Here is a 17,093-nt window from a genome sequence, read left to right as displayed (position 1 = left end):
GAGTTTTTCGCCCCTGTGTGAATTCCGCTCGACAGTGAGAGTGGATAAGTTTACCAGGGGGGTGTTCGAGGTGAACAGTAGAGTTCAGGCACGAATCGTCATATGTGATCCACACCCATACGCGCGTCGTGGCATTCGTGGAGCGCTTGAGCAGGATTCCGCATTCGTGGTGGTCGCCGAGGTCGGCGACATCGGCGATCTCCTTTCGGCGGTCGAGTCGTACGATCCGGATATCGTGGTGTTGGAGGGGCAGTCGCAGATCGGCCATGCGCAGGAGCTCACCAGCATCGGCGCCGCCATCGTTGTCGTGGGAGACGTGGACAGCACAACACGCTGGATCTGCACCACCCAGGCCGATGTGCGTGCCCTCGTCCACTGCGACGACCCCGAGGAGGAACTGGTGGAGGCGGTGCGCCGGGCGAGCGACGGCACCGGCTACGTCTCTCCCGGCCTCAGCGGGCCGCTGCTCAGGTACATGCGAGCCACGCTGCCGCGACACCTGTCGGTCGTGCCCACGCACACACCGCTGACCTCACGCGAGTCCGAGGTGCTCCAACTGGTGCGACGGGGAATGGCCAACAAGGAGATCGCCCGCCGCCTGAGCCTGAGCGAGAAGACGATCAAGTTCCATGTCTCCAATGTGCTCGCGAAGGCTCACGTGGCGTCCCGGGCCCAGCTGATCGCGTCGGCCGCAGCCATGTGAGAGCGGCGCGGGACAGCGAGCGGGGGCGTACGCACGGTTCGGCCGTGCGTACGCCCCGTCGTCATGAAACCGACCGGGGAGGCTGCGACGAAGGCGGGGGAGGCCAGGGCCCGGGCCTGGTCGAAAGTCCTGGTTCTCCTGGACGGTCCTGCACCGAAGCCCAGCTGCCGATCCCCATCCTCTGGCCGAAGTCGCGCCCCCGGTCGGAAACAGATACTCGCCCTATGAAGCCATCGTTGTCAGGGGATCAGGGGATCGGCGGGGCCCACGACGCCGCTATCGCAGTGATCGGGGTTTCCTGCCGGGTCCCCTTGGCATCGAGCCCGGCAGAGTTCTGGCGCCTCCTGTCGGAGGGAACCGACGCCGTCTCGCCCTGGCCCGCGGAGCGTGGCCAGGGCAGCCGGTCCTGGCGTGGTGGCTTCCTGGACGGAGTCGGCGACTTCGACGCCGCGTTCTTCGGAGTGGAGCCCGCCGAGGCAGCCGCCATGGACCCCCAGCAGCGGCTCGCGCTGGAGCTGGTCTGGGAAGCGATGGAGGACGCCGGTGTCCGCAACGACCGGCCGCGGGGCTCACGCACCGGGGTGTTCGTAGGCGTCTCGTCCGACGACTACGCCGCCCTCGCCGCCCGTGGCGACCGGCCGGAGAGCGGTGAGTTGCACGACTTCACGGGTCGGCACCGCGCCATCGTCGCCAACCGGGTCTCCTGGTCCTTCGGACTGCGGGGCCCCAGCCTCGCAGTCGACGCGGCACAGGCGTCATCACTGGTCGCCGTCCACCTGGCCTGCGACAGCCTGCGTCGTGGCGACTCCGACCTCGCCTTCGCCGGCGGGGTGAACCTGATCCTCTCGCCGGAGAGCATGCGGACCACAGCCGGTCTGGGCGCCATGTCGGCCAAGGGCCGCTGCGCCGCCTTCGACGAGAGCGCCGACGGGTTCGTACGCGGTGAGGGCGGAGGGGTGGTCCTGCTCAAGCCGCTTGCCCGCGCGGTGGCCGACGGCGACCCCGTCTACTGCGTCATCCAGGGCAGCGCCGTCAACAACGACGGCGCCGGTGACCGCCTCACCGACCCCGATGTCGCGGGCCAGCGGGACGTCCTGCACCGGGCCTACGCCGACGCCCGGATCAGCCCCGAAGCCGTCCAGTACGTCGAACTCCACGGCACCGGCACCCCGGTCGGAGACCCCGTCGAAGCCGCCGCCGTGTCCGACGTCATAGGCCGGAGCACCGACGGCCGCGGCCCGCTGCGCGTGGGTTCGGTGAAGACGAACCTGGGCCACCTGGAGGCCGCCGCCGGCATCGTGGGCCTGATCAAGGCCGCGCTGTCGCTGCGCCACCGCCAACTGCCGCCCAGCCTGCACTTCAACGCCCCCAACCCGGCGATACCGCTGGCTGAGCTGAATCTCCGGGTACAGACCGAGCTCGACGCCTGGCCCTCCCCTGCCGCCCCTCTGGTGGCGGGGGTCAGTTCGTTCGGTATCGGCGGGACCAACTGCCACGTCGTCCTCGCCGAAGCGCCGTACACCGGGCGGCCGGACGCCCCCGTGAACCGCACCGCGCCCGGCCGACCCGTGCCCTGGGTGCTGTCCGCCCGTACCGGCCGCGCCCTGGACGCGCAGGCCGCCCGTCTGCGCACCCACCTCGCGCAGCAGCCGGACGTGCACGCCGCCGACATCGCCCGGTCACTTGCGGTCGGCCGTTCCACGTTCGAGCACCGCGCCGTCCTCGTGGGCACGGACACGGACGCGCTCAGGGCTAGCCTGGCACGGCTGCCCGACGAAGCGGTGAACGGCGTCGCCACGACCGGCAGGACGGCCTTCCTGTTCTCCGGCGTCGGGTCCCACCGCGTCGGTATGGGGCGGGAACTGTACGAGACGTATCCGGTCTTCGCCGAGGCCCTGGACGAAGTGCTCGACCACTTCGTCCCCGGCCTCGACCTGCGCGAGGTGCTGCTCGGCGGCCTCGACGACGATGCCGCCGCCGAAGCCCTCGACGGCATGCGCCACATGCAGCCCGCCCTGTTCGCCTTCCAGGTCGCCCTCTACCGCCTGGTCACCTCCTGGGGCGTCACACCTGACCTGCTCGTCGGCCACTCCTTCGGCGAGATCGTCGCCGCCCATGTGTCGGGGGCCCTGCCTCTGGCGCACGCGGCGGCCCTGGTCGCCGCGCGCGGTGAGCTGATGGAGGAACTGCCTCCGGGCGGCGCGATGATCGCGGTCGAGGCCACCGAGGAGGAACTGCTCGCGGCGTTCGACGGCGCCGACGACGTCTCGGTCGGGGTGATCAACGGGCCGCGGGCCGTCGTGCTCTCCGGCGCCGACGAGCCGGTCACCCGGATCGCGGACGAGTTCCGTACGCGCGGCCACCGCACGAGCCGGCTGCGGGTCCGCAATGCCGTCCACTCGCCGCTGATGGCACCGATGCTGGACGAGTTCGCCCGCAGGATCCATGGCCTGGCCGTCTCCGAACCCGGCATCCCCATCGTCTCCACCGTCACCGGGCGGACCGGGGCCGCCCTGACGGAGGAGTACTGGGTCGGCCACCTCAGCGCCACCGTGCGCTTCCACGACGCGATCGCCAGCTGCCGTGAGCAGGGCGTGACCCGGTTCATCGAACTCGGGCCGGGCAGCGTGCTGACGCCGCTCGTCCCGACCTCCGAGACGGACCTCGCGGTGGCGCTGCAGCACCGCGACCGCCCCGAGCCGCAGGCACTGCTGGCCGGGCTCGCCGAGGCGTGGACCGCCGGTGTTCCCGTCGACTGGGCCGAGACCGTCGGCGAGGCCCGGACCGTCGACCTGCCCACCTACGCCTTCCAGCGCCTGCGGTACTGGCTCGACGAACGCCCGGCCGCCGCCGAGGCCGAGCAGCACCTCAGCTCGGCGACGCTCGCCCTGCGCGACCGGGTCCGCAGCGAGCCGGACGGATTCCTGGTCCGCTGGCTGGCCGACCACCTCGCGGAGACGACCAGTACCGCCGCGGCCGACCCCGACGCGACCTTCCGCGATCTGGGCCTGGACTCCGTCCTCTCCGTACAGCTGCGCAACCGCCTCGTCTCGGCGACCGGGCTGCGGATGGCCGCGAGCATCCTGTTCGACTACCCGACGCTGCGCGTGCTCGCAGCGCATCTGCACGACCAGATCCTCGGCGTCCTCGACACGGCGGACGGCAGCGGACCCGCCGCCCCTGCGACGGCGGCCCCCGACGACGACCCCATCGCCATCGTCGGCATGGCCTGCCGTCTGCCCGGCGGCATCGACTCGCCGCAGGAGCTGTGGCAGGCCCTCGTCGACGGGGTGGACGCCACGTCCGAGTTCCCCACTGACCGCGGCTGGGACATCGCGAGCCTGTACGACCCGGACCCGAGCCACGTCGGTACGAGCTACTCCCGCCGGGGCGGATTCCTGTCCGGGGCGGGTGACTTCGACGCCGAGTTCTTCGGGATCAGCCCGCGTGAGGCCGCGGCGATGGACCCGCAGCAACGGCTGCTCCTGGAGACCGCCTGGGAGACCCTGGAGCGGGCCGGTATCGACCCGGGCGGCCTGCGCAGCAGCAGGACCGGGGTGTTCGTCGGCGCGACGAACATGGAGTACGGGCCACACCTGCACGCCCCCGTCGACGGCACCGAGGGATTCCGCCTCACCGGCAACACCTCCAGCGTCGCGTCGGGGCGTATCTCGTATCAGCTGGGTCTTGAGGGCCCGGCGATGACAGTGGACACCGCCTGTTCGTCGTCGCTGGTGGCGCTGCATCTGGCAGTCCAGTCGCTGCGCAGCGGCGAATGCTCGCTGGCGCTGGCCGGCGGCGTGACGGTGCTGTCGACGCCCGGCATGTTCGTCGAGTTCTCCCGTCAGCGCGGCCTCGCCGCCGACGGCCGCTGCAAGCCGTTCTCCGACGACGCCGACGGCACCGGCTGGGCCGAAGGCGTGGGCATGCTCGTGGTCGAGCGGCTTTCCGACGCGCGGCGCAACGGGCATCAGGTTCTGGCTGTCGTGCGTGGTTCCGCCGTCAATCAGGATGGCGGAAGTAACGGTCTGACCGCGCCCAATGGTCCTTCTCAGCAGCGTGTCATCCGTGACGCTCTCGCCGGCGCCCGGCTCACGTCGGCGGACGTGGACGTCGTTGAGGCACACGGCACGGGTACCTCTCTCGGTGACCCGATCGAGGCGCAGGCGCTCCTCGCGACGTACGGCCAAGGGCGTGACGGGGGAGAGCCGTTGTGGCTCGGCTCCATCAAGTCCAACATCGGTCACACCCAAGCGGCGGCGGGGGTCGCTGGCATCATCAAAATGGTGCAGGCCATGCGGTACGGGACCCTGCCGCGCACGCTGCACGTGGACGAACCCTCGCACCATGTCGACTGGAGCGAGGGCCAGGTCAGGCTCCTGACGGAGAACAGGCCGTGGCCCGAGCTCGACCGCCCCCGCCGGGCCGGTGTGTCGTCCTTCGGCTACAGCGGGACGAACGCCCACGTCATCCTGGAGGCTGCGCCGGCCGGGGAGCGGACGTCGCCCGAAAAGACCCGACCGGTGGGCGACGGCGTCGTTCCGTGGGTGTTGTCGGGGCGGAGTGAGGCGGCGCTTTCGGAGCAGGCTGCGCGGTTGCTCGCCCGGGTGGGCGAGGGTGGCGGGCTGGACCTCCGGGATGTGGGGTTCACGCTGGCCGGTGGGCGTGCGGTGCTGGAGCACCGCGCCGTCGTTCTCGGTCACGACATGGGTGAACTGTCCGCAGGCCTGGGAGCGTTGGCAGCCGAACAGCTCGATTCGGGTGTGGTCGCGGGCCGGGCCCGGACCGGCACCGCCGATGGTGTGGTGTTCGTGTTTCCGGGTCAGGGTTCGCAGTGGGCCGGTATGGCGCGTGAGCTTCTTGATTCTTCGCCGGTGTTCGCGTCGCGGATGGCCGAGTGTGCGGCCGCGCTGGAGCCTCACACCGACGGTTGGTCGTTGCTGGATGTCATCCGTGACGCAGACGAGGAGGCGCTGCGCCGCGTCGATGTCGTACAGCCCGTTCTCTTTGCCGTGATGGTGTCGCTCGCGCAGCTCTGGCAGTCACTCGGTATGCGCCCCGCCGCGGTCGTCGGACACTCCCAGGGAGAGATCGCGGCTGCCTGTGTGGCTGGTGGTCTTTCTCTCGATGATGCCGCACGCGTTGTTGCTCTGCGCAGCCGTGCGATTCTGCGTTTGTCGGGGCGTGGTGGGATGGTTTCTGTCCTCGCGCCCGAGCTCGCTGTTGCTGAGCGGTTGACCGACGGGCTGCAGATCGCTGTGGTGAACGGGCCGGAACAGGTCGTCGTTTCCGGGACGCCCGACGAACTGGATGCCCTGGTCGCGGGTTGCGAATCGGATGGTATCCAGGCGCGCCGTATCGCGGTGGACTATGCCTCGCATTCACCGCAGGTCGAAGATCTCAAGGCAGAACTCCTCACCACACTGGGGGACATCGAGCCGCGCACCGGTCACATCCCGCTGATTTCGACCGTGACGGGTGAGCCGGTTGATACGGCGGTCATGGACGCGGAGTACTGGTTCACGAACCTGCGCCGGACCGTGCGCTTCGACACAGCGCTCCAGAACCTCCTCGACACCGGACACCGCGTCTTCGTCGAGAGCAGTCCCCACCCCGTCCTGCTGGGCGCCGTCACGCAGTACGCGGACCACCGCCGTACGGCCGGCGTGACCGCCGTCGGCACCCTCCGCCGCAACGAAGGCGAAGAGGCCCAACTGCTGCGGAACCTGGCCGCTGTGTTCGTCGCCGGGGTCGATGTGGACTGGTCCCCATGGGTGGCGGGCGGACGGCTGGTGGAACTGCCGGGCTACGCCTTCCAGCGCCGCCGGTACTGGCAGCCCGCCGCCACGGCCGCCGACGTCGGTTCCGCCGGCCTGGAAGCGGTGCGGCACCCGCTGCTCGGCGCCGCGGTACGCCTGGCGGGCAGCGACGACGTCGTCCTCACCGGACGGATCTCCCGCGCCACCCACCCCTGGCTGGAGGACCACGCCGTCTTCGGCACGGTGCTGCTCCCCGGAACCGCCTTCGTGGAAATGGCCCTCCGCGCCGGTGGCGAGGTCGGCTGCGACATGGTGCGGGATCTGACCCTGCACACGCCACTGGCCCTCCCCGAACAGGGTGAGATCGACCTCCAGGTGCAGATCGGTGCCGCGGACGGCACCGGCCGCCCGCTGGACATGTACTCCCGTCCCCGTCGGCACGACAGCACGGCGGAGTGGACCCAGCATGCGAGCGCCGTACTCGTCACGGGTGCCGGCACGGACAACGGGCCCACTGAGGCCGACGGGCCGCTGTCTGGCGCCGCGTGGCCGCCCGCCGGCGCGGAGCGCCTGGACGCCACCGCGCACTACGACACGATGGCCGGCGCCGGCCTGGAGTACGGGCCGGCGTTCCAGGGCCTGTCCGACGTATGGCGGCTCGGCGACGAGATCCTCGCGCAGGTCACCCTGCCCGGACGGCAGGTGGAGGAGGCGCCGAGGTTCGCCCTGCACCCCGCCCTCCTGGACGCGGCTCTGCAGGCCGCTGCGGTGGACGGCCTTGACGGCCGTACGCCCCTGCCCTTCTCCTTCGGAGCGGTCACCCTGCACGGCCGCGGCGCGAGTGAGGTCCGTGTGCGCATCACCCCCACCGGGGGCGACACCTTCACGGTCGAGGCTGCCGACCCTTCCGGTGCGCCGGTCGCCCGGATCGACTCACTCCTCGTACGCCCGGTGACGGCAGGCGATCTCGTGACCCCGGGCAGCAGCACGGAAACGCTGCTGTCCGTCGAGTGGTCTCCGTACACGGCTGACGAAGGCGCTCCGGCCGCGGACGCCGGTAACGGCGCGTCGGATGTGACGCTGCTGAGGGCGTGCGGCACCGGGCCGGACGACGGAGACGAGCCCGCCAGGGCCCGGGCGGTACTGCGGGAGGCCCTGCGCGGCATTCAGGAGTGGCTGGCGCAGGACCGGCCGGCCGCGGCGCGCCTCGTCGTACTGACGCGCCGCGCCGTGCTCACCGGCGCCGAGGAGCCCGGCGCAGCCGTCGACCTCGCCCACACGCCTGTGTGGGGGCTGGCCAGGGCCGCTCGGGCGGAGAACCCCGGCCGGGTCGTCCTCGTGGACACCGACGGGGACCTGGACGGCCTCGACGAGGCCGCGCTCCAGGACGTGCTGCACACAGGCCTGCCCGAACTGGCCCTGCGGGAAGGGATGTTGTACGTCCCCGCTCTGCGCCGCCAGAAGACGGAACCGGTGGCCGACGGCGCAGCCGCGGCTTTCGGCACGGGCACCGTGGTGATCACCGGCGGGACGAGCGGTCTCGGCGCGCACGTGGCCCGGCATGCCGCCGGTCTCGGCGCCCGGCATCTGCTGCTCCTGTCCCGGCGAGGCCCCGCGGCCGAGGGGGTCGAGGCGCTGCGCGACGAACTCGCCGTCTCCGGGGCGCGGGTCACCGTACGGGCCTGCGACGTGGCCGACCGCGGCCAGTTGGAGCGGGCGCTGGGCGACGTGCCGGACGCGTATCCGCTGACGGCCGTCGTCCACGCGGCGGGCGTGCTTCACGACGGCGTCGTCGCGTCGATCGACGCGGAGGGCCTGGACGCCGTGCTGCGGCCGAAGACCGACGCCGCCTGGCATCTGCACGAACTGACCGCCGGGGTGGACCTGTCCGCCTTCGTGGTCTTCTCCTCACTCGCGGGCGTCATCGGCGGTGCGGGGCAGGGCAGTTACGCCGCCGCCAATGCGTTTCTCGACGCGCTGATGCAGCAGCGCCGCCGTACCGGCCTGCCCGGCCTCTCCCTCGCCTGGGGCCTGTGGGCGGAGGCGACCGGCATGACCGGACACCTCGGGGAGGCCGACCTGGAGCGGATCAACCGCGGCGGGATCGCCGCCCTCTCCACCAGTCAGGGGCTCGGGCTCCTGGACACCGCCCTCGCCCTTGACACGGACAACGCGCTGCTCCTCGCGGCCGCCCTCGACGAGCCCGTCCTGCGCACCACCGACACGGGCCTGCTGCCCCCGCTCCTCGCCGGTCTCTTTCCGCCGCGCCGCCGCTTCGCCGCGGCCCGTGCCGGGCGGGCGGCCGGCACGGGCGGGCGCATGGCGCTCGACTCGCGGGACGCGGTCGTGGAACGGCTGCTGTACCGGTTCGCCGCAACCATGGGGTTCGACGCCGCGGAGATCGACACCGGCGCGCCGCTCGTCAGCCAGGGGCTCGACTCCGTGATGGCCATGCAGATCCGCAGCCTCATCGAGGCGGACTTCGGCCAGGCTCTGCCGATCGCGTCGATGTTCAACGGTGCGAGCGTCGACAGCATCGCCGACCAGCTCATGGCGGGTGTGGGGCAGGCCGTCGACGGGGCCGAAGCGGCGATTCCCGACTCACCAGGTGATGTCGCGGAGGTCGTACGCCACCCCGCCACCCGGGACGTGGTGCGCCTGCTCCGCGCCGAGCAGCAGGGCACGCCCGCCGTCACGCACCACATCGGCCTCGCCGTGCGGTTGACGGCCCCGACGACCCCGGGCCGCCTCACCGAGGTGATCACCTCGCTCGCCGCCCGGCACGCCGCCCTGCGGACCGCGATCGTCCCGGACACGGACGGCGGGCAGCAGCTGGAGGTCCGGCGCTCCCCGGGCGGCGACCTGGTGCGCTGGTCAGCGGTGGAGGACGGCACGGACGTGGACGAGCGGCTGCGCGAGCTGATGGAGCCACCGTTCGACCTGGCCCTCGCTCCGCTGTGGCGGTTCGAGCTGCTCGCCCACCCGTCGGGCGAGCAGGTGCTCGTCTTCGGCGCGCACCACGCCGTCTCCGACCTGGCCTCGCTGATGCTGGTCGCCCACGGCCTCGGTGCCGGACTGGGCGGCGCCGAGCCGCCCGCCGCCGTCACCAACCGGGACATCGATCTGCTGCTGCGGGCCCAGGCCGCCCGCCCGGACGAGCCGGGTCCGTCGGGCGAGTGGCGCGAGGACTTTGTGGGGGCCAGGCGCCTCGACCTGGAGCTTGCCGGGCCCCGGCCGGCCGAGCGGACGTTCCGCTCGGCCATGCACCTGGCGGAGCTGCCACAGGCCCTCCACGAGAAGGTGGCGGCCCGGGCGAACCGCCTCGGCATCACGCCCGCCGCCTTCTGGCTCGGCGTCCTGACGGTGCACCTCGCCCGTCTGCGCGAGCGGAACAGGTTCGTCCTCGCGGTCCCCGTGGACACCCGGATGCATGTGTCAGCCCTCGACGCGGTCGGGTACTTCGGGCTGCCGATCCCCTTCGCCGCGCAGGTGGAGGCGGGAGAGTCCGCCGCCGACGTGCTGCGGCGCACCGACAGCAGGCTCAGCCGGGTGCTGGAACGCGGTGTCACCTTCTTCGATGCGATGCCCACCCTCGTCGAGGAGGGGCTGTACCGCAAGGACGCGCCCCTCGTCGAGGTCTACTTCAACTACATGCCGCCGCAGGAGGGTGCCGCACACGGCCTGCAGATCGTCCCGGCGGGCACCGGCCACTCCGACCTCGACCTGATGGTCACGGTGATGCCGGGCCTCGGGAAGATCGGCTTCGAGTACAACGCCGACATCCTCTCCGACGCGAGCTGCGCGGACCTCGCCCGCGGCTGCCTCGCCCTCGCCGAAGCGATCGCCGACGGTCCGGACACCCTCGTCGCGCTACCGGAAGAACCCGCCATGGCCATCGAGCCCCCGGCCGCCGCCGAGATCCGGCGCCCGGGCCGGATAGCCGTCGCGGCCACCTTCGCCCTCGGCAACCTCCCCGCGATGCTGTCGGTCGCCCTGGCGGACACCGATGCCGACGGTGGACCCTTCGAGATGGTCGAGGCCCCCTACCACCAGGTCCTGGCGAGCCTGCACGACCCGGGCAGTGTCCTCGCCCAGCCGTCGACCGCCGCGGGACTGGTCCTGCTGCGCCCCGGCGACCTGACGCGCTTCGCGGACGCGGACGGCGATCTGCTCGCCCAGCTCGCCGACGAGTACCCGGCGGCCTTGTGCGCCCTCGCCGACCGCACCCGTGTCCCGCTCGTCGTGGCTTTCCTGCCGGAGCGCTCCGGCGACGAACGGCTGCGCGGGTGGGAGCGGCAGGTGACGGCGCGCCTCGTCGACCGGCCGGGCATCGCCGTACTGCCGTCGGACGGGTGGAGCGACGACTACCCGGCGGACGACGTGTTCGACGCGCACACCGACGAGATGGCCCACCTGCCGTTCCAGGACGAGTTCCAGGCGGTCGTCGCGCTGCGGCTTGCGGACGTCGTCTGGAAAGTCCGCCGCCTGGCGCCCAAGGTGATCGTCGTCGATGGGGACGAGACGCTGTGGAGCGGCGTGGCCGGTGAGATCGGTGCCGACGGCGTCGACCCGACCGGGCCACGCGCCCTGCTCGCCCAGCGGCTGCTGCAGTGGCGGGACGCCGGGGTCCTGCTGGCCCTGGTCTCCAACAACGACGAGGAGACGGTCCACCGCATCCTCGAACGTCCGGACAGCCCGCTGCACCGGGAGCACTTCGCCGCGATCTCGGCGGCGTGGGAGCCGAAGTGGACGCGGATCGAGAAGATCGCCGAAGAGCTGAGGCTCGGCCTCGACAGCTTCCTGTTCCTCGACGACAACCCGGTGGAGATCGCCGGGGTGCGCCCAGCTGCCCGAGGTGGTGTGCGTCACCTGCCCGGGCGCGGACGAACTCGCGGGCTTCGTCAGCGGGTTGTGGCCCATGGTGCCGCGGGGCGCGACGGCGGAGGACGCCGCGAGGGCCGATTTCTACCGGCAGGAACAGGTGCGCGACGAGGCCCGCGCACAGCAGGGCTTCGCCGAGTTCCTCGACAGCCTCCAGCTCGAACTCGACATCGAGCCCGTGTCCGAGGAGACGGCCGAACGCACCATTCAACTGAGCAGGCGCACCAACCAGTTCAACCTGCGGCCCCGCACCCTGGACACCGCAGAACTGGCGCGACTGCAGAAGAACGGCGAAGTCTGGACGGCGACCGCACGCGACCGGTTCGGTGCGTACGGGCAGATCGGCGTCCTGGCCGTCACGGCGGACGGGGAGCACTCGAAGTGGTCGCCTGGATGATGAGCTGCCGCGTGCTCGGCCGCGGAGTGGAGGACCGGCTGCTGCGGTGGCTGGCCGACCGGGCCGAGGAACACGGATGCGGCACGGTGCGCCTCGTCGCCGACCACACGCCCCGCAACACGCCCGCACGGCGCCTGGTGTCCCGTCTGGGCGGCGGCGACATCGAGGCACCACGCCTCGATGTGACGGTGGCTTTGGCACAACTCCGGGAGTTCCGTTCCTGGGACACCGGATCCGAAAACGCAGCGGAGGTCAGCAATGCCTGAGGCCGGTAGCAGTAGCCGCAGCCGCGGGGTCAGCCGTCGCCCCGAGGAGGAGGTCATCGAGCGGCGCGGTCCGGGCCGCGCCGAGGCATCCGACCTCCTGGCGCGCTTCCGGAAGACGGCCGGGCAGGCCGCCCCGCAGCCGGCGTCCGCCGCGGGGGCGGGCGCCCGCGGTGTCGCGGAGGTCGCCGCGGACATCGTCGCCCGAGCCGCCCGCTTCCTGCCGGGCGGCACGGCCGACGCGGAGACGGACCTGTTCGACGCCGGTCTGTCGTCGGTCGACGCGGTCGAGCTGGTCGCGGTCATGGCCCGGGAGCTGGACGTACGGGTGAGCCTGGACGACGTCTTCGCGGACGCGCGGCCCCGCCGCCTCGCACAGCGTTGGGCCGCGGCGGCGGGTCTGCCCACCGCAGTGGCCGAGGCCGCCACGGCCTCGCCGTCACCGAACGCACCGGCCCTGGAGGCCCCGTCACCGAACGGCTCACCGGCCATCGCGCCCGTCGTCTTCCGCGCGTCGGCGGACGGGGCGGACGAGGATCTGGAGATGATCCTGGCCGACCTCGCGCTCGCCGACCGGCTGCCGTTCAGCCACCAGGCCGAGCCGGTGCCGCCGCGCCGTATCCTGCTCACCGGCGCCACCGGTTACCTCGGCAGCCACCTTCTGCTCGACCTGCTGCGGCAAGGGGACGCCCACGTGGTGTGCCTGGTGCGTGCGGCGGACGACGCCGCCGCCGAACGACGCCTCGCCGACGCTTTGGCGAGCTTCGACCAGCCCTGGTCCGCCGAGGTCCGGAGGCGGGTCACGGTGCTCGCGGCGGACCTCAGAAAGCCGCGCCTCGGCCTGCCGGACGACAGCTGGGCGAGCCTGGCCCAGGAGATCGACTCGATCGTCAACGTCGCTGCCGCGGTCGACTTCCTGCGCGGCTACCCTTCGCTGCGGCAGACCAATGTGCTCGGCCCGCTGCTCCTCGCCGAGCTGGCGATGACGGGTCGGCCCAAGCCGCTGCACCATGTCTCGTCGGTGGCCGTCTTCAACGAGGTCGGCATCGAGAAGATGGGCGAGGACGACCCGGTTGCCCACATCGACCGTCTTTTCGCGGGCTACGACAAGTCGAAGTGGGCCGCCGAGGCCGTGCTGCGGCGGACCCGCGAGCACGGTCTGACCGTGACGTTCCTGCGTCCGGGCGCGATCGGCGGTCACACCCGCACCGGCGTGTACAACCCCCGCGACCTCAGTACCGGCCTGATCGGGGCGTTCTCCCGGTACCGGACCGTGCCGGCGTTCAAGTTCATGAACCTGGCACCGGTGGACTGGATCAGCAAGGTAGCGGCCACAGTGGTGTTCGACCCGAAGGCGTGGGGCCAGAACTACAACTTGACGGGCCGTGCGGAGACGCTGCCGGAACTGGTCAAGGACATGAAACTGGCCGGCATGAACGTACGGGTGGCCAACTGGCGGGACTGGCGCGACGACCTGCTCCAGCGGCACGAGGCCGAGCCGGTGCCCGAACTGGACTTCCTGGTCCGGATACTGCGCAGCCCCACCGCGATGAAGCTGTTCGAGGCGCTGATGTTCGGCCCCGAGGCCGGGGCGGAGCGCACCGAGGCGCTCGTCACGCGGCACCGCCTGCCCATGGCCGAACGGTACGGCGCCCAGGCCCAGCTGAAGGCCTTCGAGCGGATGGCGAAGGACGGTGTCGCGCGGCTGCCCAGCCGTGAGGACCCGCCCTACCTGTCGTTCCGCGAGCGGACGAAGGGACACGTCGGCCCGGTCGGGGACGACCGCGACACCAAGTGCCGGATGGCTCTCACGCTGTCCATCGCGAGCATGTACCAGGTTGTACGGCACAGGAAGATCGACGTACGCGGCGAGGTGACCTGCGAGCGGCTGCACCCGGAGCCGCTCACGGTGACGGCGGGCGAGATCTGGGTCCGTCCCGATGAGGGCGTCCCGCTCCAGCACGGCAGCGACCACCCGCTGCTGCGCTACCGCCTGGTCCTGGCCGACCGGGACGGCGGCCGCTGGTGGCTGGAAGGCTGGAAGACGGCCCGCGCCAGCCGCGACTTCTGGAAGCAGACCCGGACCATCGACGTCACCATCGGGCGCGAGGACGAGCCGGCGAGCCTGGCCGGTGTGGTCAAGGTGCCCGGCAAGAGCTTTGTCCCGGACCAGATCGACGGGATCCGGGTCGACCCGCGTCTGTCGGCGCAGGAACAGCGGCTCGCCAAGCTGGCCTGGCTGTCGTGGTTCTTCGTGCAGGTCGGCATGGGGCTCGCGGAGCCGACCCTGCGCGTCGCCGCCGATCTCCTCGACCTGCGCCGGGACGCGATCGACCGGGACAAGGACAAGCTACAACGCAAGATCAGGAAGCTGATGATCAAAAGGGAGCAGACCCGATGACGCTGAGGCCCCTCCACCACGCACTCGGGGACCGGGTCGAGGAGATCCCCTTCACCGCATCCGACGGCACGGAGCTCGGTCTGTGCCGGGTCCTCCCCGAGGACGGCTCGACCGACCGCCCGGCCGTGCTCGTCCTGCACGGCCTCACCGCGTCGGCGGACATGTTCACCCTGCCCGAGACCCGTAACCTGGTCGACGTCCTGCTCGACGCGGGCTACGAGCCCTGGCTGCTCGACTGGCGCGGCAGCTGCCGCCTGCCGTACAACGAGGGCCGGGTGCGCTACACCTTCGACGACGTGGCGCTCTACGACATCCCCGAGGCGGTGTCGCTGATCAAGGAACGGATCGACGGCCGCCAGCTGCTGGTCGTCGCGCACTGCATCGGGGCGATGTGCCTGTCGCTGAGCATGACGGCGGGACTGGTGCCCGGTCTTGCGGGCGTCGTCGCGCAGGGGGTGTTCCTCACGCCGAAGATGTCCTGGAAGACGCGGGCGCGTCTGCACTTCGGCGGGGAGCTGCTCCGGTCCCGCCTCGTCAACATCCCCACCGACTTCAAGAAGGTGGGGATGTGGTCGAAGCACTCCCTGATCTTCGCGGAGGTCTCGCTGGGCGCTGAGTGCAAGGACCCCAACTGCCAGATCCTGCACAACGACTCGTGGGGTGTGGGGGGTTCGCTCTTCGAGCACGACAACCTCGACGTCCTCACCCACGACCGGCTGGCCGACCTGTACGGCACGGTGCCGATGTGGATCCTGCCGCATCTGCGCAGCATCGAACTGGCCCACACGATGATGCGGTACAACGACGCCGACGGACGGTACGACGCGTTGCCGAAGAACGCGCTCGACAACGCGGACAGGATCGAGGCACCGCTGATGCTGCTGTCCGGCAGTGACAACCGCTTCTGGTACGACTCCAACCAGCTCTGCCACGACGTCCTTTCGCGCCGGAACCCGGAGATGGACATCCGCTACGTGGAGGTGCCGGGATACGGCCACCTCGACACGTTCATCGGCCGCAACGCGGCCCTGGACGTATTCGGCCACATTGTGGATTTTCTCGACGAGTGCCGGTCCGTCGACGTCAGGGTGTGATGGCGGCGGCCGGTCCATACCGGCCAGTTGCGGAAGCCGGTGCTGGACGGTCGACGCGCTCCGGAGCGAGGGTGGCGCGGTGGGAGCACGTAAAGGAAGGCGATGATGTCTGACAGCGAGCAGCCGGGTACGGCGCCGTCCGGTAGGAGCCTGGTGATGCCCGTCATCATGCTCGCCATCTTCACGGTCCCCCTGTCGGTGTCCGGAACTGCCGTGTCCCTGGGCGACATCGCACATGATCTGGGGGCGTCATCAGCAGGTGAGCAGTGGGCTCTCAACGGATACAACCTGACCTTCGCCTGCTCGACTCTCATCTGGGGTTCCGTCGCGGACATCATCGGGCGATGGCGGGCCCTGATGATCGGATCGGTGACCTTCGGCGTTGGATCCGCCATCAGTCTGGTCGCGGCGAACTACCTGATGCTTGACGTGGCCCGGCTCGTGGCGGGGGCCGGTGCGGGCGCCGTCTTCTCGGTGGGAACGGCGGTGGTGTCATCGAATTTCGAGGGCCGGCGCCGGACCCGTGCTTTCGCCCTGCTGGGATCGGTCGCGGGCCTGTCCCTGGCCTTCGGCCCTTCCCTGTGCGGTCTGTTCACCCAGGTCGTCGGTTGGCGGTTCGTCTACGGATTCCAATTGGGCTGCCTGGTGATCACGTGCATCGGCATGCCGATGATCCGCCGGGCGGCCGCCCACGAGAAGAGATATGCGGCCCGGATCGACGTGGCAGGAGCAGTGCTCTTCTCCGTGGCGACCACCCTGACGCTCGGTGGGATGGCGCTCGGCTCGGCGACGGGATGGGTGTCTCTCCCGTTCCTGCTGTGCACGGCCGCCGGAATCGCCTGTTACGGGCTCTTCGCGCGGAGAGAGACCACGGCACCGAGCCCGCTGCTGAGTCTCCGCACTCTGCGGAACCGGCGCTTTTCCGGAATGACGCTGGTGGTTGCGGTCGCCTCCTTCACCTTCACCAACGCGGTGGCCTACATGCCGGTCTTCTTCCAGGGCGCCTACGGCTCCTCACCGGGTGCGAGCGGTGCGTTCTTGATGTTCCTGACCATGCCCGTGCTGGTCTCCCCGCTGATCGCCGGCCGTCTGGTTGCCGGAGGGGTGGCCGTGGACAAGATCCTGATCTGGAGCATCGCGTTGATGGTCGTGGGCTTGGTGGCGACGGGCGTGGGCGCTGAGCAGGGCCTTGCATGGATGACGCTCCCGATGGCGATCGTCGGCGCCGGATTCGGACTGCAGGCCGGGTTGATCGACGGTGAGGCACTGGCGCAGGTGTCCGAGAACGAAGCGGGCATGGGGGCCGGGTGGCTCAATACCGTCCGGCTCGGGAGCGAGGCCATCGCGGTGTCGATGTTCGGCTCACTTTTCGCCAGTTTCGTGGGCAGCGCGGGCCACGCTTCCCGTCAGGGATTCGCAGTCATCACGATCGGTTCCACTCTGTTCGCGGCGGTGATCGGTGCGCTGTCGATATTTTTCATGCGCCGGGGCAGGCAGGGCGAAGCGCTACCGGAGAGCCGGACGCGTTCGGCCGCGGACCCGGCGGATACGCGGGGCAGGTGACATACCCGCAGCGGCTGACGGCTGGAGGCGGG

At 71.0% G+C, this 17,093-nt stretch carries 5 protein-coding genes; all 5 read left to right on the top strand.

The window, feature by feature from the left end; translation table 11 throughout:
• Positions 1-166 precede the first annotated feature (166 nt).
• A complete protein-coding gene (locus OG510_RS08585) occupies positions 167-703 on the top strand; it encodes a LuxR C-terminal-related transcriptional regulator (RefSeq protein ID WP_406136176.1) in 537 nt (178 codons plus the stop codon).
• A 224-nt stretch (positions 704-927) separates the two neighbouring features.
• Positions 928-12,006 (top strand): HAD-IIIC family phosphatase, encoded by an 11,079-nt coding sequence (locus tag OG510_RS08580; protein ID WP_406136175.1) that lies wholly within the window; start codon positions 928-930, stop codon positions 12,004-12,006.
• A complete protein-coding gene (locus tag OG510_RS08575) occupies positions 11,999-14,404 on the top strand; it encodes a thioester reductase domain-containing protein (RefSeq protein WP_406136174.1) in 2,406 nt (801 codons plus the stop codon). The genes OG510_RS08580 and OG510_RS08575 overlap by 8 nt, the downstream gene beginning before the upstream one ends.
• Entirely contained in the window at positions 14,401-15,498 is a 1,098-nt protein-coding gene (locus tag OG510_RS08570) for an alpha/beta fold hydrolase (RefSeq protein ID WP_406136173.1), read from the top strand. The genes OG510_RS08575 and OG510_RS08570 overlap by 4 nt, the downstream gene beginning before the upstream one ends.
• Before the next feature lie 105 nt (positions 15,499-15,603).
• Complete coding sequence (locus OG510_RS08565) at positions 15,604-17,061, top strand: MFS transporter (protein WP_406136172.1); 1,458 nt, start codon at positions 15,604-15,606, stop codon at positions 17,059-17,061.
• Positions 17,062-17,093: the final 32 nt, after the last annotated feature.

Source organism: Streptomyces sp. NBC_01089 (assembly GCF_045162975.1).
Taxonomy (GTDB): Bacteria; Actinomycetota; Actinomycetes; order Streptomycetales; family Streptomycetaceae; genus Streptomyces.
This window is presented reverse-complemented; position numbering and strand designations above follow the sequence as displayed.

What these genes read in the sequence shown, in the direction of transcription:
- OG510_RS08580 (WP_406136175.1), top strand. Translation starts at nt 928, where the DNA reads ATGAAGCCATCGTTGTCAGGGGATCAGGGGATCGGCGGGGCCCACGAC.
- OG510_RS08575 (WP_406136174.1), top strand. Translation starts at nt 11,999, where the DNA reads ATGCCTGAGGCCGGTAGCAGTAGCCGCAGCCGCGGGGTCAGCCGTCGC.
- OG510_RS08570 (WP_406136173.1), top strand. Translation starts at nt 14,401, where the DNA reads ATGACGCTGAGGCCCCTCCACCACGCACTCGGGGACCGGGTCGAGGAG.
- OG510_RS08565 (WP_406136172.1), top strand. Translation starts at nt 15,604, where the DNA reads ATGTCTGACAGCGAGCAGCCGGGTACGGCGCCGTCCGGTAGGAGCCTG.